The 22089-nt window shown below is 62.4% G+C and carries 21 protein-coding genes; 9 read left to right on the top strand and 12 right to left on the bottom strand.

What is annotated here, in order from left to right:
• Window positions 1–70: 70 nt before the first annotated feature.
• Window positions 71–2584 carry a penicillin acylase family protein gene (locus D0B32_RS01720; RefSeq protein WP_117331950.1) on the top strand — a complete coding sequence of 838 codons (2514 nt, stop codon included), beginning with the start codon at window positions 71–73 and terminating at the stop codon, window positions 2582–2584.
• 86 nt (window positions 2585–2670) lie between these two features.
• Window positions 2671–2955 (top strand): hypothetical protein, encoded by a 285-nt coding sequence (locus D0B32_RS01725; protein WP_117331951.1) that lies wholly within the window; start codon window positions 2671–2673, stop codon window positions 2953–2955.
• 36 nt (window positions 2956–2991) lie between these two features.
• On the opposite strand, the gene D0B32_RS01730 is transcribed toward D0B32_RS01725, so the two are convergent.
• Window positions 2992–3726, bottom strand: a complete 735-nt coding sequence (locus tag D0B32_RS01730) for a YceH family protein (protein WP_117331952.1) — start codon at window positions 3724–3726, stop codon at window positions 2992–2994.
• A gap of 179 nt (window positions 3727–3905) precedes the next feature.
• Between D0B32_RS01730 and D0B32_RS01735 the strand changes: the two genes are divergently transcribed.
• Window positions 3906–4394, top strand: a complete 489-nt coding sequence (locus tag D0B32_RS01735; RefSeq protein ID WP_117331953.1) for a cupin domain-containing protein — start codon at window positions 3906–3908, stop codon at window positions 4392–4394.
• A 79-nt stretch (window positions 4395–4473) separates the two neighbouring features.
• Here the strand turns inward: D0B32_RS01735 and D0B32_RS01740 are convergent, their stop codons facing one another.
• The 4 genes from D0B32_RS01740 to D0B32_RS01755 all read right to left on the bottom strand — a co-directional run bounded on the left by D0B32_RS01740 (window position 4474) and on the right by D0B32_RS01755 (window position 7506).
• Entirely contained in the window at window positions 4474–5058 is a 585-nt protein-coding gene (locus tag D0B32_RS01740) for a YceI family protein (RefSeq protein ID WP_117331954.1), read from the bottom strand.
• A gap of 68 nt (window positions 5059–5126) precedes the next feature.
• Entirely contained in the window at window positions 5127–5687 is a 561-nt protein-coding gene (locus D0B32_RS01745) for a YceI family protein (protein WP_117331955.1), read from the bottom strand.
• Between the two features lie 19 nt (window positions 5688–5706).
• Window positions 5707–6261 (bottom strand): cytochrome b, encoded by a 555-nt coding sequence (locus D0B32_RS01750; RefSeq protein ID WP_117331956.1) that lies wholly within the window; start codon window positions 6259–6261, stop codon window positions 5707–5709.
• Between the two features lie 333 nt (window positions 6262–6594).
• A complete protein-coding gene (locus D0B32_RS01755) occupies window positions 6595–7506 on the bottom strand; it encodes a LysR family transcriptional regulator (protein ID WP_117333414.1) in 912 nt (303 codons plus the stop codon).
• 102 nt (window positions 7507–7608) lie between these two features.
• On the opposite strand from D0B32_RS01755, the gene D0B32_RS01760 reads away from it, so the two are divergent.
• The 3 genes from D0B32_RS01760 to D0B32_RS01770 all read left to right on the top strand — a co-directional run bounded on the left by D0B32_RS01760 (window position 7609) and on the right by D0B32_RS01770 (window position 9698).
• Complete coding sequence (locus tag D0B32_RS01760) at window positions 7609–8685, top strand: alkene reductase (protein WP_117331957.1); 1077 nt, start codon at window positions 7609–7611, stop codon at window positions 8683–8685.
• A 164-nt stretch (window positions 8686–8849) separates the two neighbouring features.
• Window positions 8850–9401, top strand: coding sequence for a hypothetical protein (locus D0B32_RS01765; RefSeq protein ID WP_117331958.1), 552 nt, complete (start codon window positions 8850–8852; stop codon window positions 9399–9401).
• Window positions 9402–9698 (top strand): transcriptional regulator, encoded by a 297-nt coding sequence (locus tag D0B32_RS01770; RefSeq protein ID WP_117331959.1) that lies wholly within the window; start codon window positions 9402–9404, stop codon window positions 9696–9698.
• 46 nt (window positions 9699–9744) lie between these two features.
• On the opposite strand, the gene D0B32_RS33075 is transcribed toward D0B32_RS01770, so the two are convergent.
• Window positions 9745–10164: a rubredoxin gene (locus D0B32_RS33075; RefSeq protein ID WP_117331960.1), complete on the bottom strand. Its 420-nt coding sequence runs from the start codon at window positions 10162–10164 to the stop codon at window positions 9745–9747.
• A gap of 171 nt (window positions 10165–10335) precedes the next feature.
• Entirely contained in the window at window positions 10336–10797 is a 462-nt protein-coding gene (locus D0B32_RS01780) for a VOC family protein (protein ID WP_117331961.1), read from the bottom strand.
• Window positions 10798–10960: 163 nt separating this feature from the next.
• On the opposite strand from D0B32_RS01780, the gene D0B32_RS01785 reads away from it, so the two are divergent.
• Together D0B32_RS01785 and D0B32_RS01790 are read left to right on the top strand one after the other, a co-directional pair.
• Window positions 10961–12034 (top strand): diguanylate cyclase, encoded by a 1074-nt coding sequence (locus D0B32_RS01785; RefSeq protein WP_117331962.1) that lies wholly within the window; start codon window positions 10961–10963, stop codon window positions 12032–12034.
• Window positions 12035–12488: 454 nt separating this feature from the next.
• Window positions 12489–13976: a diguanylate cyclase gene (locus D0B32_RS01790; RefSeq protein ID WP_181969688.1), complete on the top strand. Its 1488-nt coding sequence runs from the start codon at window positions 12489–12491 to the stop codon at window positions 13974–13976.
• Window positions 13977–14006: 30 nt separating this feature from the next.
• On the opposite strand, the gene D0B32_RS01795 is transcribed toward D0B32_RS01790, so the two are convergent.
• Window positions 14007–14408, bottom strand: a complete 402-nt coding sequence (locus tag D0B32_RS01795) for an RcnB family protein (protein ID WP_117331964.1) — start codon at window positions 14406–14408, stop codon at window positions 14007–14009.
• A gap of 455 nt (window positions 14409–14863) precedes the next feature.
• On the opposite strand from D0B32_RS01795, the gene otsA reads away from it, so the two are divergent.
• A complete protein-coding gene (gene otsA / locus D0B32_RS01800; RefSeq protein WP_117331965.1) occupies window positions 14864–16261 on the top strand; it encodes an alpha,alpha-trehalose-phosphate synthase (UDP-forming) in 1398 nt (465 codons plus the stop codon).
• Window positions 16262–16263: 2 nt separating this feature from the next.
• Here otsA and selA read toward each other — a convergent pair whose 3' ends face one another.
• The 4 genes from selA to cysS form a co-directional block, all read right to left on the bottom strand.
• A complete protein-coding gene (gene selA / locus D0B32_RS01805; protein ID WP_117331966.1) occupies window positions 16264–17697 on the bottom strand; it encodes an L-seryl-tRNA(Sec) selenium transferase in 1434 nt (477 codons plus the stop codon).
• Window positions 17698–17916: 219 nt separating this feature from the next.
• Complete coding sequence (locus D0B32_RS01810; protein ID WP_117331967.1) at window positions 17917–19164, bottom strand: MFS transporter; 1248 nt, start codon at window positions 19162–19164, stop codon at window positions 17917–17919.
• A 257-nt stretch (window positions 19165–19421) separates the two neighbouring features.
• Window positions 19422–20354: a prolyl aminopeptidase gene (gene pip / locus D0B32_RS01815; RefSeq protein WP_117331968.1), complete on the bottom strand. Its 933-nt coding sequence runs from the start codon at window positions 20352–20354 to the stop codon at window positions 19422–19424.
• A 116-nt stretch (window positions 20355–20470) separates the two neighbouring features.
• Complete coding sequence (gene cysS, locus D0B32_RS01820; RefSeq protein ID WP_117331969.1) at window positions 20471–21856, bottom strand: cysteine--tRNA ligase; 1386 nt, start codon at window positions 21854–21856, stop codon at window positions 20471–20473.
• Window positions 21857–22089: the final 233 nt, after the last annotated feature.

The following is a 22089-nucleotide window of genomic DNA, read 5'->3' on the forward strand; positions in this document are numbered from 1 at the left end:
ATACGCCTGTAGCGGCCCAGGCACGCCATGACGGCCGACCCGGCCGCATCACTTCCACGGACGACGAGCCATGATGCGCCCGAGCCTCTCCCCAGGAAGACCGCGTTCCGTCAAACGCCGGCGCGTGCTGGGCGGCGGGGTCGTGCTGCTCATCCTGCTCGCGCTGTTCGTGCTGGCCGCATGGCTGACATTGCGCGCGAGCCTGCCGCCGCTCGACGGCACCCGCGCCGCGCCGCTGCTCTCGGCGCCGGTGACGATAGAACGCGATGCGCTCGGCGTGCCTACCGTGAGCGGCGGCAACCGCCTCGACGTGGCCTACGCCACCGGCTACGTGCATGCGCAGGACCGCTTCTTCCAGATGGATTTGCTGCGGCGTGTCGCGGCGGGAGAGATGGCCGCGTTGATCGGCCCTGGTGCGTTGCCACTCGATCTGCGCAACCGGCCCGAGCGGTTTCGCGAGCGCGCGCATCAGTTGATCGAGGCCATGTCCGCCGCTCAACGTGAACGGCTGGAGCGCTATGCGGCCGGCGTGAACGACGGCCTCGCTTCCCTCAAGTCGCGCCCCTTCGAATACTGGCTGTTGCGCACGCGTCCCGTCGCGTGGCGTCCCGAGGACACCCTGCTCGTGGTGTACGCCATGTACTTCGATCTGCAATCGTTCCAGACCCAGCGGATTCTCTCGCGCGCCGCGCTGCGCGAGCGGGTGCCCGACGATCTGTTCCGCTTCCTGCTGCCCGCCACGAGTCATTGGGACGCCCCGCTGGATCTCGCGAAATCGCCGGATATCGCTTTGCCCACCCCGCCCGCCACGCGGCCCGACTGGCTGGGTGGCTCGAAGTCTGCGAGCCTTACGCCTGCCACCCAGAGCAACACGCTCGACGCGCTCAGCCTGCCGGGCAATTCGATGATCGGCAGCAATGGCTGGGCCGTGGATGCCGCGCATAGCGCGCACGGCGGCGCCCTGCTCGCGAGCGACATGCACCTTGGTCTGATGCTGCCCAACACGTGGTATCGGATCTCGCTGAGCTGGCGCGATCCAGGCGGCCAGACGCATCGCGTCACGGGTGTCAGCCTGCCGGGCACGCCGCTCGTCACCGCGGGTAGCAACGGCCAGATTGCATGGGGCTTCACCAATAGCTATGGACGCTATATCGACCTGATCGAACTGCGGCGCAATCCCGCCAATCCGCTGCAATACGCGGTGGCGGGCGGCGGGTGGCAAACCGCCACCGTGCATCACGAGCGCATCGACGTGAAAGACGGCGCGCCGGTCGATCTGCCCGTCGTGGATACGCAATGGGGGCCGCAGATCGTTGTCGGCTCGCACGCGTATGCCGTGCACTGGATCGCGCATGATGCCGCAGCCGTCAACCTGAATCTCCAGCAACTCGAAGAGAGCACGACGGTGGAGCATGCGCTGCACGTCGCGCAGATCAGCGGCCTGCCGACGCAAAACTTCATGGTCGCGGATGCGCACGGCAAGATAGGCTGGACGCTGGCGGGACCGCTGCCACGACGCACGGCTTCGGCTTCGTCTGATGTTGATGCTCCCGACGACCTGCCGTTCACCTCCGACACGTATCAGGGCTGGCAAGGCTATCTTTCGCCGGATGCGTATCCCCAGCGGATCGATCCGCCGCTTGGGCGCGTGTGGACCGCCAACAACCGCACCTTGCAGGATGCCGAAGCGGCCCTCACCGGCGACGCGGGCGCGGATCTCGGCGCCCGCGCATCGCAGATTCGCGACGATCTGCTGGCGCTGCCGCACGCAACCGAGCGCGACATGCTGGCCGTGCAGACCGACGACCGCGCGCTGTGGATCGAGCGTTGGCGCGACCTCGCGCTCACCGCGCTGGATGCGGACGCCGTGCGCGATCATCCAAAGCGGGCCCAGTTCCGCGCGCTGCTGCTTTCGTGGAACGGCCGCGCGGATGCCGATGCGGTCGGCTATCGACTGGTGCGCGCGTTCTACTTCTCGCTCTACGACGCGTGGTTCGGCAAGCTCGACGAAGCACTCGCGGCGCCCGCCGCTGCCAGCGCACAGGCGCCATCGCCAGCGCATCCGCCCATGCCCGCGCTCGACTATCGCCTCGCCAACTCCCGCTATGACGTCGTGATGGAAGCGCTCGCCGCGCATCAGGCGTGGGTGCCGGACGGTCTCGACTGGCACGCCTTCATGCTCGACCGCATCGATCACGCGATCCGCTCCGTGCCCCATGACGTGCCGCTCGCGGATGCCAGCTGGGGTCTGCGCAACCGCGCGATCATCGAACATCCGCTCGCCCGCGTGGTACCGACGTGGTTGCCGTGGTTGCGTAATGCGTTGGGCGCGCCGCACGATCCGCTGCCTGGCGACATCAATATGCCGCGCGTGCAGGCGCCTTCTTTCGGCGCTTCGGAGCGCATGGTAGTGTCGCCCGGGCGTGAGCAGGACGGCATCTTCGAAATGCCGGGCGGCCAGTCGGGTCATCCGTTGTCGCCGTATTTTCTGGCAGGTCACGAAGCGTGGGTGCGAGGTGACGCCACGCCGTTTCTGCCGGGTACGGCAGTGCACCGGCTCGAACTGGTGCCGCGCTTGCCATGACGTATCGCTTCCTTGCGCGTGCTGGCTATTGCGAGTCTTGATTGCCGCTGCGTTAGACTTCCGGTAGCGCCCGTCAGGAGAGTGTGATGATACGCAAGACGCTCAACGCATCGCAGTTGCAGCAGGAAGTGAACCGGCGAATCCATCGCCTGCAAGAAGTCGTCGAAGACGGCGTGAAGATTCGCGTGCCGCGTCCCCAATTGCAGGAGCCCGACAAGACCGGCTGCAACTGGGAGATGAAACATTTCGGCAATGCCGCGGGCTTTGAGCGCGATATCGAAGGTGTGCTCAAGGTTGTCCGCGCCGAATACAACCTCAGCACCGAAACCAAGGACACGGGCAATCCGTTTGGGGATTTTCCGGGTGAATGAGTTTGCCCCACCGGACCTGGCAGTGGCGCTTGCCGCTCACGACTGCGACGGCGGCGCAACGCCATCCAGATTGATGCCCAGTTCCGTGGCCATGTGCTGCACCAACGCCTGAAGCCGGAGCAGTTCCTCGCCCATGCGCTTTTGCTCCGCCTTGAGCGTTTCAAGCTCGGCCGCCGAAACCGATTCGCTGGACACGCTTCGTTCAGCGTCCTCACTCAATGCCGCACCGGCGCTTAAATTCACGCTCACTTCGCCGCACAGCAAATGCATCCAGCGGCTTTCGCGCTCGCCCGGCGTGCGCGGCAACTTGATGACGCGCGCGGGTTCATGCGCCGCGAGTTCGTCGAGAAAAACCTCGACCGACGAAATGTCGGCGAAGTCATGCAGGCGCGATGCATTCAGACGCAATTCCGCGGCCGTCTGCGGGCCGCGCAGCATCAGCACGGTGAGCAGCGCAGCGGACTGGCTCGGTACGCCGAGCACACGGTTCAGATTGTGCTCGAAGCGCGGCACGCGGCTGCTGCTGCCTTCGAACACCAGGCTGAGTTGCTTGAGACCGTCGATCGCGGTGAGCACCTCGGCATCGGACACGTTCATGACTGGCGAGCGCGCCGTCTTTTGATTGCAACCGGCGCTCAGCGAATTGAGCGACAGTGGATAGGTGTCCGGCACAGTATGCTGCTTTTCGACCAGCACGCTGAGCACGCGCGCTTCGATGGGCGTCAGCGCACGCATGGCGGGGCGCGATGGAGTGTCGGGGGTGCTGTTCATAGTGGACTTCGCTGCGGACGGCGCGGCAGGCCGTCCCCGATGATGAGCCCGGCGGGCTGCCGGGCAGTGTCGACTATGATATCCGCCAAGGGAGCGCGCCGGTAGGAGGCGCTGCAATCATCCATGCGCGACGCAAGCGCAAACGAGACGCAACCGAGACCGCATCAAGGAGACACGCAATGCAACGACCCGACTTCATCCGTCACTGGACCGAACTGGAAGGCGCAGACGACTCGCACTACACGGGCAGCACCGAATTGATGGGCATTGGTGCGCCGCTCGCCAGCAAGCTCGGGCTGCAGCGCATCGGCATTCATCATATGCGTCTGCCGCCCGGACGACGTACATCGTATCCGCACGCCGAAAGCGCGGAAGAGGAATTCGTGTTCGTGATTGAAGGCACGCCGGATGTCTGGATTGACGGCCACTTGCATCGGTTGGCGCCGGGCGACTCCGTGGCGTTTCCGGCTGGCACGGGCATCTGCCATACCTTCATCAACAATACGGATCAGGAGGTGCGGATGATGGTGATCGGCGAAACGCCGAAGGCCGAGAACCGGATTCGCTATCCGATGAACGAGGCGCATGAAGCGACCCGGCCCGACCGCTGGACCGACTGGCCCACGCGGCCGATGGGCCCGCACAACGGCGAGCCTGATCCGCTTTAAGGCGGCAATGCCTGCGTCATAAAATGCAAAAGACCCGCCGTAACACGGCGGGTCTTTTTTTCTGCGTGAGTGCCGAAGCTTATTGCTTCACGCCTTCAGCCTGGATGTGCAGCACCGTTTCCATCTTGAAGCCGTAGGCCTTGCCGTAGTCGATGCCGAAGTCCGCGCGATTGAACGTCGCGGTCGATTCCGTGCCGCACACTTCGCGCTTGAGCATCGGATTCTGGAAGCACTTGAACGATTCGATCTTCAGGTTGACCGGCTTGGTCACGCCGTGCAGCGTCAACTCGCCTTCCACTTCAACCGGCACGTCGCCTTCGAACTTCATCGAGGTGCCCTTGTACACCGCCGTCGGGAACTGCGCGATGTTGAAGAATTGCGGGCTCTTCAGTTCTTCGTTCAGCTTGTCGTTGCCGATATCCACCGAGCTCAGGTCGATGGTGGCTTCCAGCGTACCGGTCTTCGCTGCGCGGTCGATCGTCACCGTGCCGCTGCTCTTCGTGAACTTGCCACGCCAGATCGAGATGCCGCCAAAGTGGTCAGCTTCGAAGCTCGGCGCCGTGTGCATCGGATCGAGCATATAGGTCGTTTCCGCCGCCATTGCGCCAAACGATGCACCTGCCGCCAGCGCGGCGATTGTCACAGCCAAGAGTTGCTTCTTCATCTTTCTTTCTCCAGTCAGGGTTACTGCTTATTTGAGTTACTCGTTTGCGTTACTAAATAACCTACGTCTTATTTATGCATGTCCACGAGGTGGAACTTGATCAGGACTTCATCGGCGACCACCGACGTGTCCTTCCATTCCCCCGTGCCGATATCGAACTGGCTACGCTTGATCGGCAACGTGCCGTCGAAGGTCTGCGTCGCGCCTTGCTGCGTGACCGTCACCGGCACCGTCACGTTGGTGGATTTGCCCTTGATGGTCAGCGTGCCGCTCACCTTGAACTGGTTGCCGCCTGCCGGCGCAATTGCGCTCGAGACGAAGGTCGCATTGGGAAACTGCGCCGTGTCGAACCACTCCTTGCCGCGTACCTGCTGGTTGTAGCTCTCGTCGCCCAGATCGTAGCTGGCGGTATCAATGGAAAGCTTCGCGCTGCCTGCGGACGGCCTGGCGGGATCGAAGTCGAGTTGCGCCGTGAACTTCTTGAAGGTGCCTTCGGTGGGCACGTTCATCTGTTTCGAGGTGGCGCTCACCGTACTCTTCGACAGGTCGACCTGTGCGTACGCGCTACCCGCAAACAACGAGGCAATCGCACTGGCGGTCACCATCAAGCGGCGGAAAGAGCTGTTCATATATGCCTCATGTCCTGGGTTACTTGAGAAAGGGGATCATGCGGGCCAGCAGGCCGTCACGATCGAGAAACTGATGCTTGAGCGCCGCCAGCACATGCGCGATGACCAGCACGGCCAATGTGTAGTCCAGCGAGATATGGATGGTCTTCAGCACGACCTTGAGCGCGGGATCGGGGCCGATCAGGGTGGGCAACGGCAGGATGCCCAGATACACCACCTGGATGCCGGCCGCCGAACTGTACAGATAACCCGAGATGGGAATCGCGAACATCAACACGTACAGCACCACATGCACGACTTCAGCGGCGAGCTTCTGCAACGGCGCCATGCCGAGCGGCAGCGGCGGCGCGCGATGCGTGAGGCGCCAGACGAGTCGGATCACCGCGAGCGCGAACACCGTCACGCCAATCCACTTGTGCCACGAGAAGTACTTGAGCTTGGTGGGTGTGAAGCCAGGGATATCGGTCATGATCCAGCCGATATAAAACCCGACCACGATCAACAAGGCGATGAGCCAGTGCAGGCTCATGGCCATCGCGCTGTAGCGCGGCTTCTGCGAAGGAACGGTTGTCATGGTCGTCTACGCTGATGTCTACGGGCCGTCCTTCCACATCGGGAAAGAACGGGTTGTGAGGCAATGGATTCTAGAAGCCTCGGCGCGCGGTGAATAGCGCATCCATCAATAACAGATTGTTGTGCCAGCGTCGTCAATCGCTCTTTTCATCCGAAGCGGAATCCACTCCTGCCGATTGGCCTCGACGCCCGCCCAGGCTGGAAGACATGGAGTGTGTCATACCCACGCACGCCGATTAGCACCGCCCTGTTGATAATGAATTCACTGCGTGGATGGAATAAATCGCGCAGCACGTCGAAACGAAAGCACACCGAAAGATTGCTGGCGCCAGGCTCAGGCGAGACCGGTCTTGCGCACGCCCCAATTCGTTTTGACGAAGTCGATAAAGAGGCGCGTGCGGGCAGGCAGCAGACGGGTTTCGGTGATGGCATGCACCTGCACGGGCGACAGGTTCCATTCCGGCAGCACGCGGCGCAGTTGCCCCGAGGCGAGGTCTTCGCGGGCGAGTTCGCTGTCCAGCACGGCGATGCCGATGCCCTGGCGAGCCAGCGAACGGCTCAAGCCCACGCTGTTCATCGCGAAGCGGGTCGTGATCGACACGTCGACTGCCTCGTCGCCGCGATAGAAAGTGCGCGTGGTCTCGCCTTGGCGCGCCTCGCCCTGGCCGATGCACAGCACGTGCTGGCTCAGGTCCGTGGGGTGCCTGAGCGGTCCCGCGGTCTTCAGATAATCCGGCGACGCGTACAGAAAGCGCGGCAGCAGCGCGATCTGCCGCGCCACCAGCATGGACGGCGCGGTGGGAGGTGGGCCGATGCGAATGGCGAGATCGAACGGCTCCGACTGCAAGTCGATACGCCGCGGCGACAGGTCGAATTCAAACGCGATCAGCGGATAGGCTCGCGCGAACGCGGCGAGCACCGGTGCCATCGAGCCGGTGGCGAGATCGACTGGCAGCGAGACCCGCAACGTGCCGCTGGGACGCTCGGCCATGTCGAGCAGCGACTCATGCGCAATGCGCGCTTCCTCCACGATGCCCTGACAGCGCCGGAAATAAATCTCGCCGGCCTCCGTCAACTCGACCTTGCGCGTCGACCGATGCAGCAGCCGCAGACCAATGGTCTTTTCCAGTTCGGCGATATGGCGCGACAGCGTGGAGTTCGGCATATCCAGCGCCTCCGCCGCGCGGCGAAAACTGCGCGTGCGCGCCACTTCGACGAACAGGCGCATGTAGTTCAGCACTTCCACGGCCATTGCTCCATGGTTGGATCACTGTATTCGATTGTAGGTCTTTATCTCGCCATTGGATCAGTTCAATCTGTCGTCACCCCTTCTTACTCAGGAATTGCCATGAATCCCCTTCACCAGACTCTCCGCATTGGTCGCCATACGTTGCGCAACCGTCTCGTCATGTCGCCGATGACGCGCTCGCGCGCCGACGAAGCGTCCGGCGTGCCGTCCGCGCTCGCCGTTCAGTACTACGCACAACGCGCCGACGCGGGTCTCATCATCACCGAAGGCACCTTTCCCGCACCGATGGGCAAGGGCTATGTGCGCACGCCGGGCATCCACTCGAACGAACAGATCGCGGCGTGGCAGCGCATCACCGAAGCCGTGCATGCGAAGGGCGGCTTGATCTTTCTGCAACTGATGCACACCGGCCGCATCTCGCATCCGAGCTTGCTGCCGGATCAGGCAACGCCCGTTGCGCCATCAGCGATCGCGGCCGAAGGCAAGGTGTTCACCGCGTCCGGACCGCAGGATTTCGTGGTGCCGCGCGCCCTCGAGACGGCGGAGATCGACGGCGTGATCGAAGAATTCCGGCTCGCGACGCGTCACGCGCTCGAGGCCGGTTTCGATGGCGTCGAACTGCACGCAGCCTCGGGCTATCTGCCGGAGCAGTTTCTTTCCTCCGGGACCAACCAGCGCACGGATCGCTACGGCGGTTCGCTGGAGAACCGCGCGCGCTTCATTCTGGACGTGCTGGCGGCCATGATCGACGAGGCGGGCAATGAGCGCGTGGGCATCAAGATCGCGCCGGAAATGGGCTTCAACAGCGTGAGCGATGCAACACCACGCGAAACCTATCAGTACCTCGTGCAGCAGCTCTCCGCGCTGAAGCCGGCGTATCTGCACCTTGCCCGAACCAAAAGCGCGGTGGACTACCGGGCGTTGCTGCGGCCGCTGTTCGATGGCCCGTTGCTGCATGGCGGCGGCCTGGACCGGCAAAGCGCCGAGTCGTTGATCGCGGAAAGCCGCGCCGAGGCTGCGGTGTTCGGCAGCCTGTATCTCGCCAATCCGGATCTGTTGCAACGGCTTTCGAGCGGCGCCCCGCTCAATACGCCGGATCGCGATACGTTCTATTCGCCGGGCGCCAAGGGCTATATCGACTATCCGACGCTCGACGCGGCGACACCGGGCAATTGAGTTGAGTGTGACGTGATCAGACGCGCGACTTAGGAAACGTCAGGCGCGTTAAAGCGAGACGCTAACAAATGCTGCCGGCGGAGGGTGATGCCCTCCGCCGATCTACTTGCGCTTTTCTACTCTGTGGCATAGAGTACTCTACATACAACCTGTCCGGAGCCATCATGGCACTCACTTCTGAGCAAGCGTCGCAGGCCCTGCGTGATCTCGAAGCAGTCAGTCAGCGCAGCGGCAAGCTCTATCGTTATCAACGCACCGCGCCCATGCTGATCCTGTGGGGCGTAATCTGGATCGTCGGTTTTGGCGCAACCCAACTGGCGCCGGCACGCGCCGGCTGGCTCTGGATTGTGCTCGACATCGCCGGCGTGCTCGGTTGCATCTATCTCGGCCGGCGCGGCCACGCCGACGCCTCCGCCAGCCAGTCGTGGCGCTGGCTCGGGACCATCGCGGCCATCGGCGCGTTTTACGTGCTGGCGCTCACCATCCTGCAGCCCACCAGCGGCGCTCAGGTGGCGGCGTTCATCGGCTTGCTCGTCGCGATGTTCTACGTGCTCGCTGGCCTGTGGATCGGCGTGCGGCTCGCCATCATCGGCCTAGCGCTCGCCGTGCTGACGGTGTTCGGCTACTACATGCTGCCGGCGTATTTCGCGCTCTGGATGGCGGTGGTCGGCGGCGGCGCGCTGATTCTGGCGGGACTCTGGTTGCGGACGGCCTGAATGGACCAACTGGACGAAACCATTCATCAGCCGGTTCGCCTGAAGATCATGGCCGCGCTGAAAGCGTTGCCGAATCGCGAGGCGATTGAATTTGTCCGGCTGCGGGCCATCGTGGATGCGACAGAGGGCAATCTCGGCGCGCATCTCGCCACGCTGGAGAAGTGCGGCTACATCGAGATCAACAAGGACTTCGTCGGCAAGAAGCCGCGCACGCGCGTGGCGCTGACCGCAGCCGGACGGCGCGCGTTCGAGCAATACGTCGATTATTTGCGCGGCATTCTCGACGGCACGTCTTGAGGCTTAGCGGGCACGCGTCGTCATGTGTGCATGGCGGCGCTGCGCGTTAAAACTCGACCGGCGCGAAGTCTTCCTTGCCCACATCGCACAGCGGGCAGCGCCAGTCCGCGGGCACATCGGCCCAACGCGTGCCGGGCGCAATCCCTTCTTCGGGCAGGCCAGCGGCCTCGTCGTAGATCCAGCCGCAGATCACGCAGACCCATTGCTTGAAGTCATCGGCTGAGGTTGCATTGGCTTGCGTTGCGCCGCTTGCTGCATCAGCGGTGCGCAGGGAATCGGCGTGATCGAGACTAACGACCAGCGGCGCGGCCGTGCGCGCACTGTTGCTGGCCAGGTGCGACCGCAAGGTCTCGAGCAGCGTCTGTGCTTCGGCCAGCGTGAGGTCGATCCAGTAGGGATCGCCGGCTCCATCGTTCAGGCGTTGTGGCGCAAACTGGATTTCTAAGGCAACGCCCTTTTTATACATGAGTAACCGTATTCGGACGACCGGCGTTCATCGCGAGTCGCATGGTAAATGGACCCGTATTATCGCCGCCTGCCCGCGCCGCATTAGCGACGTCACGGAGATGGATTGTTTCCTGTGAGTGGGTAAATGGGTACGCCGCTCGCGGACAAGGTCCGGATCGACACCATGCGATTACACCCACCCGTCGATTTTCAGACCGCTGCTCTGTTCCGCCTCTTCGCGTGACACTGCGCGCACGGTTTGCCCGAAGCTCCACACATGACCTTCGGGGTCGCGCGCAGCGTAGACGCGGTCGCCGTAGAACTGATCGGCGGGTTCGCGCGTGATCACGGCACCCGCTGCGCGCGCCCGGGCGCAATGCTCGTCGAGACCTTCGCGCAACTGCACGTGGATCGCTTGCGTGTTCTTGCCGCCAACATCGCTGGGGCTCGCCTGATCGTCCGACCATGCGCTACAGACCATCACATAGCCATCGCCAAAACGCATTTCCGAATGACCAAGACGTCCTTCGTTGTCCGTCACAACGAATTGCCTTTCAAAACCGAATGCTTTCTCGAGCCAGTCCAATGCAGCGAAAGGGTCTTTGTAAAAGACCGCAGAGCCTAATGAAGGACGTTGATAAGGCTCATTCATGATTCGCCTCCATGCATAAACTGTCAGATTGGCATTCCACAATGTAGTGAAATGAAGTTGCAAGTCAAGCAGTAATACTTTTGTTTTTCGAGGCTTCCGCACTGAATGACGTCAATGCCTCGTAAAATCGCTGTCGCGGAATAACAAGCGAGGGGATGGTGACATGGGGTGGTTCGATAAGGACGTGTGGCATGGGCCGACCGTCATCGGAATCTACGAAACGCAGCCTGAGAAGGAACAGGCGGTTTTTCGGACCATCCTCGGCAGCCTGGCGCTGCTCGCCTATGCCATCGTCGCGGTGCCTCATCTAAATGCGGCTCGCATCAACACGATGCTGGTGATGGCCGTCTACGTGGCTTACGGCGCGCTAACATGGCTCACGGTGCGTGTGCATCCCCGCACGTCGTTGCCGCGGCTGATGCTCACCACCATTCTCGACCAGTGCCTCGTCTTTACCGCCCTCGCGCTGGGTGGCCGCGCCGCGCTGCCGCTGCTGTTCATCGTGTTCTGGTTTCTGGTCGGCGCGGGGTGCCGATATGGCAAACGCCCGTTGATTCTCTCATGCGCAATCTCCGTAGCAGGCCTTACCGGTCTGATGATCTGGCAGCCGTGGTGGCAACACAATTACCCGGCGGGCGCGGCACTGTTGCTGGCAGTCGTGGCCTCGTCGCTCTACCTGTTCGTGTTCGTCAACAAGCTCGAGCGTCGCGCGGCCACGGATCCGCTTACCGGTCTCCTGAATCGCGCCAGCCTGGAGCGCACCGTCGGACAGACGCAGCCGCTCGCCAAACCGGCAAACAGTACCGACGCCCTCTTCGTGATTGATCTGGACGGCTTCAAGAAGGTCAACGATTCGTTCGGCCATTCAGCCGGCGACGACCTGTTGCAGCAATTCGCCCAGGCACTGCTCGCACTCAGCCGGCGTGGCGATGCCGTAGCGCGTCTGGGCGGCGACGAGTTCGTGGTGTTTGCCCGTCAGGTGGCAGGCCACACCGGTGCGACCGCGATAGCCGAACGCATCCACGTCGCGACGGAGTCCATCCGGTTCGCCGCGGGCAATCCAGTCAACGTATCGGCCAGCATCGGCGTCTATCTGCGCGCGGAGGCTGCGCGCACCCAGAAGCTGGACGTGACGCGCGCCTTTCGCCTCGCGGACTACGCCATGTACTCCGCCAAGGCACGCGGCCCGAGACAAACGGTATTCGCCGACGAGTGGGCGCAGATGGAATCGGCCTGAAACGGAAAAAAGCACCGCTTGATTGGCCAGGTGTGCGCATCGCGATTTGTGAAGCAAATATTATTGTCCAGACCATTCTCCAGATAGAATCGCGAGCACCGTTCAGGCGTAAAACGTACAGTAAAAACGTGCGCGCACTGACCTCAATACATCATCACTGACCACATCCAACGATGAGTGGAAGCCCGGCACGCGTTTCGATCACATCGAAGCGGGTTGCTCAAAAGAGGCGCAAACGTTTTCCTCGTCCTCCGCCTCTCGCGCGCACCAGATCATGTAGATGAACTGATTAATTGCGTTCAAGTTTTCTCTATCCATGCCGTAACTGAGTTGAGGTGGAATTCAGCGATCGTTGCCAGGCAACAAGCCGTGAGGGCCTGCCTTTCTAAAAACTTTCGCCCGCCTTTCTTATTCTGGGGGTCCAACCGTGCGCCGCCCGCCGCTGAGAATTTTCGTGCTGATCGCGTGTACTTTCGTATGCCTGCATGCGATGGTGCTCGTCGTGTTTCGCGCCCAGGCCACGCTCGTGACCTATCCGTTTCTGCTGCTCTGTCCGAGCCTCGTGATCGCGGCCAGCTTCTGGCGCGCGCGGCAGGTGGAACGCAAGTCCCGCTCAGCATGGATTCTGCTCAGCCTCGGCATGTTCATCTGGCTATGCGGCATGATCCTGAGCGCCTGGGAAGATCTGTTCGTGCATATGCCGATCAGCGTCGCGTGGTTTTCCGACGTGTGCTTCTTTCTCTTCGACGTGCCCATTCTGCTGGCCATCTCATCGGTGTCAGCGGAGCAGACCATTCCGTTCTTTGTCTGGATGGACGGACTTCAGGCGCTGCTCACCGGCTACCTGACCTACATCACGATTTTTTCCGTTACGCCGTTTTCCGGCGCAGCGCTCGCACCGGTTTCCATCACGACCCTGCTGCTGACCTACAAGGTCGAAAACGTGATTCTCGCGGTGGCGTCCACCTTGCGCCTGCTCGCGCAGCCACGCGGACCGGAACGCCGGTTCTACGCGATTCTCTGCGCGTACCTGTGGATGTTCGGCGTGATGGCATGGATCTACAACGACCTCGCGGTCACCACGGACGGTCACAATCTGATCGACCTGATGGTCGACGTGCCGTTCCTGTTCCTGAGCGTGGCCATCATCGCGCCTATCTCGCCGCAGACTGAAACGGCGCAGTTCGCGCAGAAAAACCGCCTGGCCGTGATCATCGAAAACGTCAGCCCGATCTTTTATACGGTTGCGTTGCTGGCGCTCAGCATGTCCGTCATGCGCCAGCATTTCTATGCGGGCACGATTGGCGTATTCACCGCACTCGTGGTGTACGCGGTCCGCATGTCGACGCTGCAAGGGCGGCATCTGCGCGTCCAGCAGCAATTGCACGAGGCACATGATCGTCTCGAAGCCATTGCGTTGACGGACGGCTTGACCAACACGGCCAACCGCCGCTGTTTCGATCAGACGCTGGTGGTCGAATGGAACCGCGCCGTGCGCAATCAGAATCCGCTCGCGCTACTGCTGGTCGATATTGATTACTTCAAGCAGCTCAACGACCGGTACGGTCATCCCGCCGGCGACAAATGCCTGGTTTCGATTGCCGCGGCCCTGCAATCCACCTTGCCGCGCGGCGGGGATCTGCTCGCGCGTTACGGCGGCGAAGAGTTCGCGGTGATTCTGCCGGGCACGGACGACGGCGGCGCGCGCGTCGTTGCGACGCGCATGCAGGACGCGATCCGCTCGCTCAACATCCGCAATGAGACGCAAACGGGCACGTTCGTGACGGTCAGCATCGGCGTCGCGGTTTTCACTTCGTCGCACGCCGACGCCGACGAGATTGTCGAAGCGGCCGACCAGGCGCTTTATCGTGCGAAAGCGCATGGCCGCAACCGGGTCGAATCAATCACGCAGAGCGAACATCTGCGGGAACGGCTCTGCTGATGCGCGAGCCGGTCAGCAGGAACATCGCGCTCAATGTCCGGACAACAAAACGTTGGCAATGACACCGGTCGCGATGGCCGCGAGCACGTAATCGCCGTTCACACCCACCCATTGATAGCCACGCGGCGGCGCTTGCAGGCCATGCTCGTGCCAGTCGTCGACCACGTAGTTGCGATCGCGATACTCGGTGGGCAGGCGCTCGCCCTTGTGCCAGTCGTTGTGCGGAACCGGGCCGCCCGGGCCGCCGTGCGATGCTTCATGCACCGGTCCACCGCCGTGCGGGCCACCGTGCGGACCGCCATGCCCTGGGTTGCCGCCTTGATGATGAGGCTGACCGCCACCATGATTATCGTCGTGAGGTTGCGCGAATGCGGCACCCGAAGCGCCGAGTAACGAAGCGATCAACAACGGAGCGATGATTTTCGATTTCATGTTTGAGCCTTAAAAAATGCACGGAAAACGGTCAGGCGCCCAGTGCTGCTCATGCTTCGAAGCGCCCGCCGATACTGCGGGGTGATACCACGCGACGTCATGCAAGCTGCGATGCGTAGACCGTCTGCGTGCGCAAATCATGTCACAGACGTTAGTCGTCCGACAAAATTCAGGGCAGCCCATCATGCAAATGCGCCGCGACACGCGCGTGTCAGGCGCGACGATACTCGATGCGATCGGTAAATTGCACCGCATCACGCGCATTCGGAACGTTCCGATCGGCAATATGGAAACTTCTCACATTGTCCTGAAAATACTATGATCGACCGGGCGCAGCCCGTCGAGGCGCGTGCGCTTCGCGCTTTGCGTCGCTTTACAGCGGATAGCGGCATTCGTTGCTAACGCATGGAAAGCGACGCGGGTTATCTCCGCGAGGCGCTGGATATGGAGATCATGTGAGCCGTCTTGTTGTCGTTTCAAATCGTATTGCCGACCCGCGTAAGGCTGCAGCCGGTGGACTGGCCGTGGCCGTCAAGGAAAGCCTGCAACGCACCGGTGGCCTCTGGTTTGGCTGGAGCGGAAAGATCCGCGATACCCCGGATTCCTCGCCTGAACATAACGATGTTCAGATTCAAACCGCGCACAACGTCACGCTCGCCACGGTGGATCTGAGTCAGCAGGACTACGATTCGTACTACCTGGGTTATGCGAACGGCGTTTTATGGCCCGTGTTTCACTACCGGCTCGATCTGGCGAATTTCGACACGCGCTTCGCAGCGGGTTACCGCCGCGTGAACCAGATGTTTGCGCGCAAGCTGAAAGCCCTGCTGAAGCCCGACGATGTGATCTGGGTGCACGACTATCACCTGATTCCGCTTGCCGCCGAATTGCGCGCAATGGGCTGCAGCAATCGCATTGGCTTCTTTCTGCATATTCCCGTGCCGCCGCCGCTCATCATGGCGGCGCTGCCTGAACATGAATGGCTGATGCGCTCGCTGTTTGCGTACGACCTCGTGGGTCTGCAAACCGAAGCCGACGTCACCCACTTCACGCACTACGTCGAGGCCGAAGCGAACGCCCAGCCCATCGGCACGAACGAACTGCGGGCCTTCAACCGGACCTTGCGGGTGGGTGCGTATCCCATTGGGATCGACGTGGATGAATTCGAAGCGCTCGCCAATGGCAAGGAAGGGCGCGACATGTTCGCCAGAATGCGTGAAGAGTATTCGCGACGGCGTCTGCTGCTGGGTGTGGACCGGCTCGACTACTCGAAAGGCCTGCCGCAGCGCGTCCATGCGTTCCGTGAACTGCTCGCCAACTATCCGGAGAACCGCAACAGCGCGACGCTGATCCAGATTGCCTCGCCGAGCCGCGAAAACGTCGATGCGTATGAGGTGTTGCGTCGGCAGATGGATAGCCTGTGCGGCGAGATCAACGGCGACTATGGCGAACTGGACTGGATGCCGGTTCGCTACATTCACCGCAACGTGGCGCGCAAACGTCTGCCTGGCCTGTATCGCGCCAGCCGCGTTGCGCTGGTCACGCCGTTACGCGACGGCATGAACCTGGTAGCCAAGGAATTCATCGCCGCGCAGGACCCGGCCGATCCCGGCATGCTGGTGCTGTCGCGCTTTGCGGGTGTGGCCGAGCAGTTGAAGGAAGCGCTGCTGGTCAATCCGTACGACACGCAGGGCACCGCGCACGCCATCCAGAAGGCGCTCACCATGCCGCTCGAAGAACGCGTCCAGCGGCACGCAACCTTGTTGAAGCGCATCCGCGACAAAGACGTGCACTGGTGGTCGTCGACTTTCCTCAAGGACCTCGAAGCAACGCCGCGCAGCGAGGAAAGCTGAGTTTATTCGCTGGATGCAGCGGCGTTGCCGACGGGCTGGAGTTGCTGGAGTTGCTTGAACTGGCCCGCGAACGCCGCCTCGTCTTCCAGGCATCGCAAGTCGAGCAGCAGGCGGTTATCCGCAATCCGCCCAATCACCGGGACAGGCAGTTCTCGAAGCCGCGTGGCCAGTGTATTGAGCGCGGCGCCTGATCTCGCTTCGTGATGGCTGATCGCGAGCGCCGCGCTGGGGATCACATCCACGGGCAGCGAGCCGCTGCCCACCTGGCTGCGCGCGGGCAGCACTTCCACCCGCCACGCAGCGCCGAGCGCCGCTGCAACCACTGGCTGCAAGCGCGCCGCCAACGCTTCGATCTCCGCCAGCGGACGCGTCAACAGACGCAGCGTGGGAATGTCGCGCAGCAGATGTTCAGGATTGCGATACGACAGCAACGTTGCTTCCAACGCGGCGAGCGTCAGCTTGGACACCCGCAACGCGCGCTTCATGGGATGCCGCTTGATGCGCTCGATCAGCGCCTTCTTGCCCACGATCAAGCCCGCCTGCGGGCCGCCGAGCAGCTTGTCGCCGCTGAAGGTCACGATGTCGGCACCGCTTGCGATCACCTCGCGCACGATCGGCTCCTTCGGCAACCCGTACGCCGTGAGGTCGATCAGACTGCCCGCGCCGAGATCGATGAGAAACGGCAAATCGTGCGCATGCGCAATATCGGCCACCTCGGGCTCGCTCACCTGCGTGACGAATCCCTCGATCTTGTAGTTGCTGGTGTGGACCTTCATCAGCGCCGCGGTGTTCGGACCAATGGCACGCTGATAGTCCGCAGGATGCGTGCGATTCGTGGTGCCAATCTCGACCAGCCGCGCGCCTGCACTGCGCATGACATCCGGAATGCGAAACGCGCCGCCAATTTCAACCAGTTCGCCGCGTGACAGCACCACGTCTTTTTCGTAGGCCAATGCGGCGAGCACTAGCAGCACAGCGGCGGCATTGTTGTTCACCACCGTCGCGGCTTCGGCGCCCGTCAGTTCGGTAAGCACTTCTTCGATCAGGCTATCGCGTTCGCCACGGCCGCCGCTGTCCAGGTCGAATTCGAGGTTGCAGGCTTCGCGCATGGCCATGCCCACGTGTTGCACGGCACGCTCCGAGAGCAACGCACGGCCCAGGTTGGTATGCAGCACCGTACCCGTCAGATTGAACACACGGCGCAAGGCGAAGCTGCCGCGCTGCTGCAAACGCGCGGCGACCTGTCCGGCAATTTCGTCTTCATCGGGGATTTGATAGTCCGGCTCGGACATGCGGGCGCGGTAGCTTTCGAGCACGGCGCGAATGGCCTCGATGACCGCCGTGCGTCCATGCTCCTCGCACAGATCGAGAACGCGTGGGAGACGCGCTACGCGGTCGACGGAAGGAAACGGGCTAGCGGTCTTCTGGGTCGTCATGGTGTGGGCCTGGCAGACAGACTCGCCGCGCACCGTGCCGTGGAGCGTCAAAAGACTGACGACTCGCGTGAACCGACTCGTGCGGCGTTGTGTGCACCCGGGCGACCATTCGCCCAGGCGCGTTGACTGCGCCCATTATAGTGAACGCGCCCCGCTCGCCGCATCCACCCCCCACTCGCGTGTGTTAGACAACGACGCTAACGCGTGAGACTACTGTCTTCAGTCGGGCGCGGCCTGACAGGCGAGCCGCTCCGCGTGCGTCTGAGCCGCGTTCCTGCCAAAGCTCACGAGCGCCGCCAGCCCGAGCAGCGCGAGCGCGCCGCCCAGCAGAAAATCCGCCGGAATGCCGACACGGTCGACAATCGAGCCGCCCACCAGCGACCCCACCGCAATCGCCACCTGGATGATCATCACGAAGAGCGCCGAGCCCGCTTCCGGAAGATCGGGTGTCGCGCGTTGAATCCACACGCTGAAACACAACGGCATGGCACCAAACGAAATGCCCCAGGCCAGCACATCCGCCGTGACGGCCCACTGCGAGTGACGCAGCAGCGGCATCAGCAGAAGGGCAAACATCAGCAGGGAGATCATCGTCGCAACGGATCCCTTCAGGCTCCGGTTGACCGTGCTGGAAAACACGAAGTTCGAGAGGAAGCCGATCGCGCCGAATCCCAGCAAAAGCCACGTAATCGTGGTCATGTCGAAATCAGCGTTATGCAGCAGAAACGGCGTGATGTACGTGTACGAGCAAAAGTGCGCGCCGAACACGAGCGCCACCATCAACATGCTTCTACGCGGATAGGAGCGCCGCATCAGCGAGACCAGGTCCGCGAAACGCAGCGCCTTGTGCGAAGGCAACGACGGCACCAGCATCAGTTGCGCGACGAGCGCCACCGCCACCAGCACGCCGGTTGCCAGAAACGAAACACGCCACGATGAAAAACCGGCGATGAAGGTGCCGAGCGGTACGCCGATCACCGTTGCGCACGTCACGCCGGTGAGAATCGTCGCGGTGGCGCGCGCGGCGTCTTTGGGCTGCACGAGACGCCCCGCGGCTGCCGTTGCCAGCGTCCAGAAACCGCCGAGCCCGGCGCCCAGCAGTGCGCGCCCAATCAGCAAGACCGGAAAGTTCGGCGCAAACGCGGAGAGCAGATTCGACGCGAGCAGGATAGCCGTGAGCAGCACAAAGACGTGCCGCCGGTCCATTCGTCCGGCGCCCAGCATCATCCCCGGCGCCGACAGCGCGGCAATCACGCCCGGTACGGTCACCATCAAGCCGGCCGTGCCCGGCAAAACGTCGAGTTCGTGCGCGACGTGCGGCAGCAAACCCACCGGCAAAAATTCTGTCGTCACGAACGCGAACGCGCCAATGGTCACGGCCAGCACCGAGAGCCATTGCCGCAACGACGACGAGTCACTATTTTCCGGCGCAGGCGTGCCCGCCGGCAGATTGTTTTCCACCAACATGATCGTGTGTGTCCTTCTGGACTTGCATGAAGTACGCGGAGTGGTCCGCATGGACCATCCGCGTGATTGAGTTCTTGAGAAGACGCTGGACGAACTAACGTCTACGGTGCTGTGTCGTGCCGTATTGCGACTGAAGCGTCACCTTACCACTGCATTAATTCTCTCGCCGACGCGGTGCAAATGGTCTTTTCGGCAGTAGGGGTATCGCTGATCGTAGGGGCCCGGCCGTGTGGGAGTCGTGTGGAGGTCGGACCGGTCTAGTTCGCGAAGTGATCCGTGGCGGCGAGCAGCGCCTTCAGAATGCCCGTTTCGTTGTAGGCGTGACCGGCATCGGGAATGATCTGCAGCTTTGCCTTGGGCCACGCTTTCGACAGATCCCATGCAGTGCGCGCCGGCGTCGCCACGTCGTAGCGCCCCTGCACGATGACGCCGGGGATGTCCGCGAGACGCGTGGCATCGCGCAGCAGCTGCCCCTCTTCGACAAAGCCCTCGTGCACGAAGTAGTGATTTTCGATGCGCGCGAAGGCGAGCGAATAATCGTCGCCGCCGAAATGCGCCTCGAGTTCCGGGTCGGGCAGCAGCGTGATGGTGCGTCCTTCCCACAGGCTCCAGGCGCGTGCGCAGGCCTGTTTGACGGCCTCGTCATCGCCCGTGAGCCGGCGCCGGTAGGCGCCCATCAGATCGCCGCGCTCTTCCACGGGAATCGGCGCCAGGAAGCTTTCCCACAGATCCGGGAAGAGCCACGATGCGCCTTCCTGGTAGTACCACAGCAATTCGGCGCGGCGCATCGTGAAGATGCCGCGCACGATCAACGCGCTGACACGTTGCGGATGCGTCTCCGCATACGCGAGGCCGAGCGAGCTGCCCCATGACCCGCCGAACACCACCCACTGTTCGGCGCCGATCATCTCGCGCAGCCGTTCGATGTCCGCGACCAGATCCCAGGTGGTGTTGTGCTCCAGACTGGCGTGCGGTTTGGAACGGCCGCAGCCACGCTGATCGAACAGCAGCACGTTGTAGCGCGCCGGATCGAACAGCCGCCGATGATCCGCGCTACATCCGGCACCCGGGCCGCCGTGCAGAAACACTGCGGGCTTGCCATCCGGATTGCCGCACAGTTCCCAGTAGACCTGGTGGCCATCGCCGGTGTCGAGGAAGCCGTGCTTGTAGGGTTCGATTGCGGGGTACATGTGGGATTCGTTCCAGGTAAAGATGCAGATCGTGCAATGGGTGCAAACGCGTCTTTGCACGATACAGGTAGCGGTTCGAGGCTGCAACGGTGCGTGCAGCGGCGACTGTGCGCCTGCTATTGCGCCTTGTCGACCGGTTTGATGCTGACTCCGGTGACGCTGTCTTCGATCTGCCAGCCCGCTGACCTGAGTGCGTCGCGTAGTTCGTCAGCACGAGCCCAGTCTTTTGCTGCGCGTGCCTGCTGACGCTGTTCTGCCAGCGCGACGATTTCCGGCGGAACATCGACAGCTTGCGGCTGCCAATCCGCCAGCCCCAGGCCGAGCACCGCATCGAAACGATCGAGCGTGGCACGTCGCGCCGCGTCGGGCAGATCGCTGCGCACCATCTCCCACATCACCGCCAGTGCACGCGGCAGATTCAGATCCTGATTCACCTCCGCCGCGAAGCGAGCCAGGTAGCTCTCGTCTGCTGCACCGCCAGCCGGCCAGCTCACGTACGTTCTGCGCAATCTGTCCAGAGCGGATTGGGCCGCCGCCAGCGCTTCGTCGTTGAAACGCAATTCGCTACGGTAATGCGCGCTCAGGCAAAGATAACGGTACGCCAGCGGATCGACGCCGCGATCAACCAGACTTTGCAGCCTGAGAAAATCGCCGCTCGATTTGGACATCTTGCCGGCGTCGAGCGTCAGGAAGTGACCATGCATCCAGAAGTTGGCGAGCCGGGTGCCGTGGCGCGCCTGGGTCTGGGCAATCTCGTTGTTGTGATGCACGGCAATGTGGTCCTCACCACCGCAGTGAATGTCGAACCACGCGCCGAGGTAGCGCTCCGCCATCGCCGAGCATTCGATATGCCAACCCGGAAAGCCACGTCCCCAGGGGCTGTCCCACTCCATCTGCCGCGTGACGTCCGCTGGGCTGAACTTCCATAGCGCGAAGTCCGTGATGTGCCGCTTCTCGCCCAGCGCGATGCGCTTGCCGGCTTGCAGCCCGGCGCGATCCAGACAGGCCAGATAGCCGTAATCGTCCTGCTTGCTGGTGTCGAAATAGATGCCGTCGCTCGTCGGATAGGTGTAGCCCTTGTGTTCGAGATCGACGATGAACGCGATCTGCTCGGCAAGGTGGTCCGTGGCGCGGCACCACACCGTGGGTTCCAGCAGATTCAACGCGCGCCAGTCGGCCATGAAGGCTTGCGTGTAGCGCTCCGCGATCAGCCACGCGGATTCCCCGGCGCGCCGGCTGCCCTTTTCCATTTTGTCTTCGCCGTCGTCCGCGTCCGAAACGAGATGACCCACGTCCGTGATATTCACGACGTGCCGCACGTTATAGCCGTTGAGCGCGAGCACGCGCCGCAGCACATCCTCGAACACGTACGTGCGCAGATTGCCGATATGCGCGTGGTCGTACACCGTGGGCCCGCAGCCGTACAGGCCCACGTGCTCGGGTTGCAAAGGCGTGAACGGACGCACGGTGCGCGACCAGGTATCGTACAGAACGAGAGCCATGAGTATTTTCGCGTGATGGGTGGTACAAAAACGTCGTACAAAAACAAAAAGGCCACCGGTTTTACAACGGGTGGCCAATCGGGAATTCGAACGTGCACGATGCAACTCGCTAGACGCAAACTCCCCCTGGCATGCCATGACAACATGCGTCAAAGAAACCGGTGTGGAGCAGCGCGTCAGTGTTCATGAGGCCATGCTAGCGTGAGGGCTTTTTTTGGTCAACCGCTTTGGTT

The organism is Paraburkholderia sp. DHOC27, from assembly GCF_003429005.1.
Taxonomy (GTDB): Bacteria; Pseudomonadota; Gammaproteobacteria; order Burkholderiales; family Burkholderiaceae; genus Paraburkholderia.

Excerpts from the sequence above, each read along its gene's own strand:
- D0B32_RS01770 (WP_117331959.1), top strand. The coding sequence starts at position 9,402 with ATGGACCAACTGGACGAAACCATTCATCAGCCGGTTCGCCTGAAGATC.
- D0B32_RS01750 (WP_117331956.1), bottom strand. The coding sequence starts at position 6,261 with ATGACAACCGTTCCTTCGCAGAAGCCGCGCTACAGCGCGATGGCCATG.
- D0B32_RS33075 (WP_117331960.1), bottom strand. The coding sequence starts at position 10,164 with ATGTATAAAAAGGGCGTTGCCTTAGAAATCCAGTTTGCGCCACAACGC.
- selA (WP_117331966.1), bottom strand. The coding sequence starts at position 17,697 with ATGACGACCCAGAAGACCGCTAGCCCGTTTCCTTCCGTCGACCGCGTA.
- D0B32_RS01810 (WP_117331967.1), bottom strand. The coding sequence starts at position 19,164 with ATGTTGGTGGAAAACAATCTGCCGGCGGGCACGCCTGCGCCGGAAAAT.
- D0B32_RS01745 (WP_117331955.1), bottom strand. The coding sequence starts at position 5,687 with ATGAACAGCTCTTTCCGCCGCTTGATGGTGACCGCCAGTGCGATTGCC.
- D0B32_RS01795 (WP_117331964.1), bottom strand. The coding sequence starts at position 14,408 with ATGAAATCGAAAATCATCGCTCCGTTGTTGATCGCTTCGTTACTCGGC.
- pip (WP_117331968.1), bottom strand. The coding sequence starts at position 20,354 with ATGTACCCCGCAATCGAACCCTACAAGCACGGCTTCCTCGACACCGGC.
- cysS (WP_117331969.1), bottom strand. The coding sequence starts at position 21,856 with ATGGCTCTCGTTCTGTACGATACCTGGTCGCGCACCGTGCGTCCGTTC.
- D0B32_RS01730 (WP_117331952.1), bottom strand. The coding sequence starts at position 3,726 with ATGAACAGCACCCCCGACACTCCATCGCGCCCCGCCATGCGTGCGCTG.
- D0B32_RS01720 (WP_117331950.1), top strand. The coding sequence starts at position 71 with ATGATGCGCCCGAGCCTCTCCCCAGGAAGACCGCGTTCCGTCAAACGC.
- D0B32_RS01740 (WP_117331954.1), bottom strand. The coding sequence starts at position 5,058 with ATGAAGAAGCAACTCTTGGCTGTGACAATCGCCGCGCTGGCGGCAGGT.
- D0B32_RS01785 (WP_117331962.1), top strand. The coding sequence starts at position 10,961 with ATGGGGTGGTTCGATAAGGACGTGTGGCATGGGCCGACCGTCATCGGA.
- D0B32_RS01735 (WP_117331953.1), top strand. The coding sequence starts at position 3,906 with ATGCAACGACCCGACTTCATCCGTCACTGGACCGAACTGGAAGGCGCA.
- D0B32_RS01765 (WP_117331958.1), top strand. The coding sequence starts at position 8,850 with ATGGCACTCACTTCTGAGCAAGCGTCGCAGGCCCTGCGTGATCTCGAA.
- D0B32_RS01725 (WP_117331951.1), top strand. The coding sequence starts at position 2,671 with ATGATACGCAAGACGCTCAACGCATCGCAGTTGCAGCAGGAAGTGAAC.
- D0B32_RS01760 (WP_117331957.1), top strand. The coding sequence starts at position 7,609 with ATGAATCCCCTTCACCAGACTCTCCGCATTGGTCGCCATACGTTGCGC.
- D0B32_RS01780 (WP_117331961.1), bottom strand. The coding sequence starts at position 10,797 with ATGAATGAGCCTTATCAACGTCCTTCATTAGGCTCTGCGGTCTTTTAC.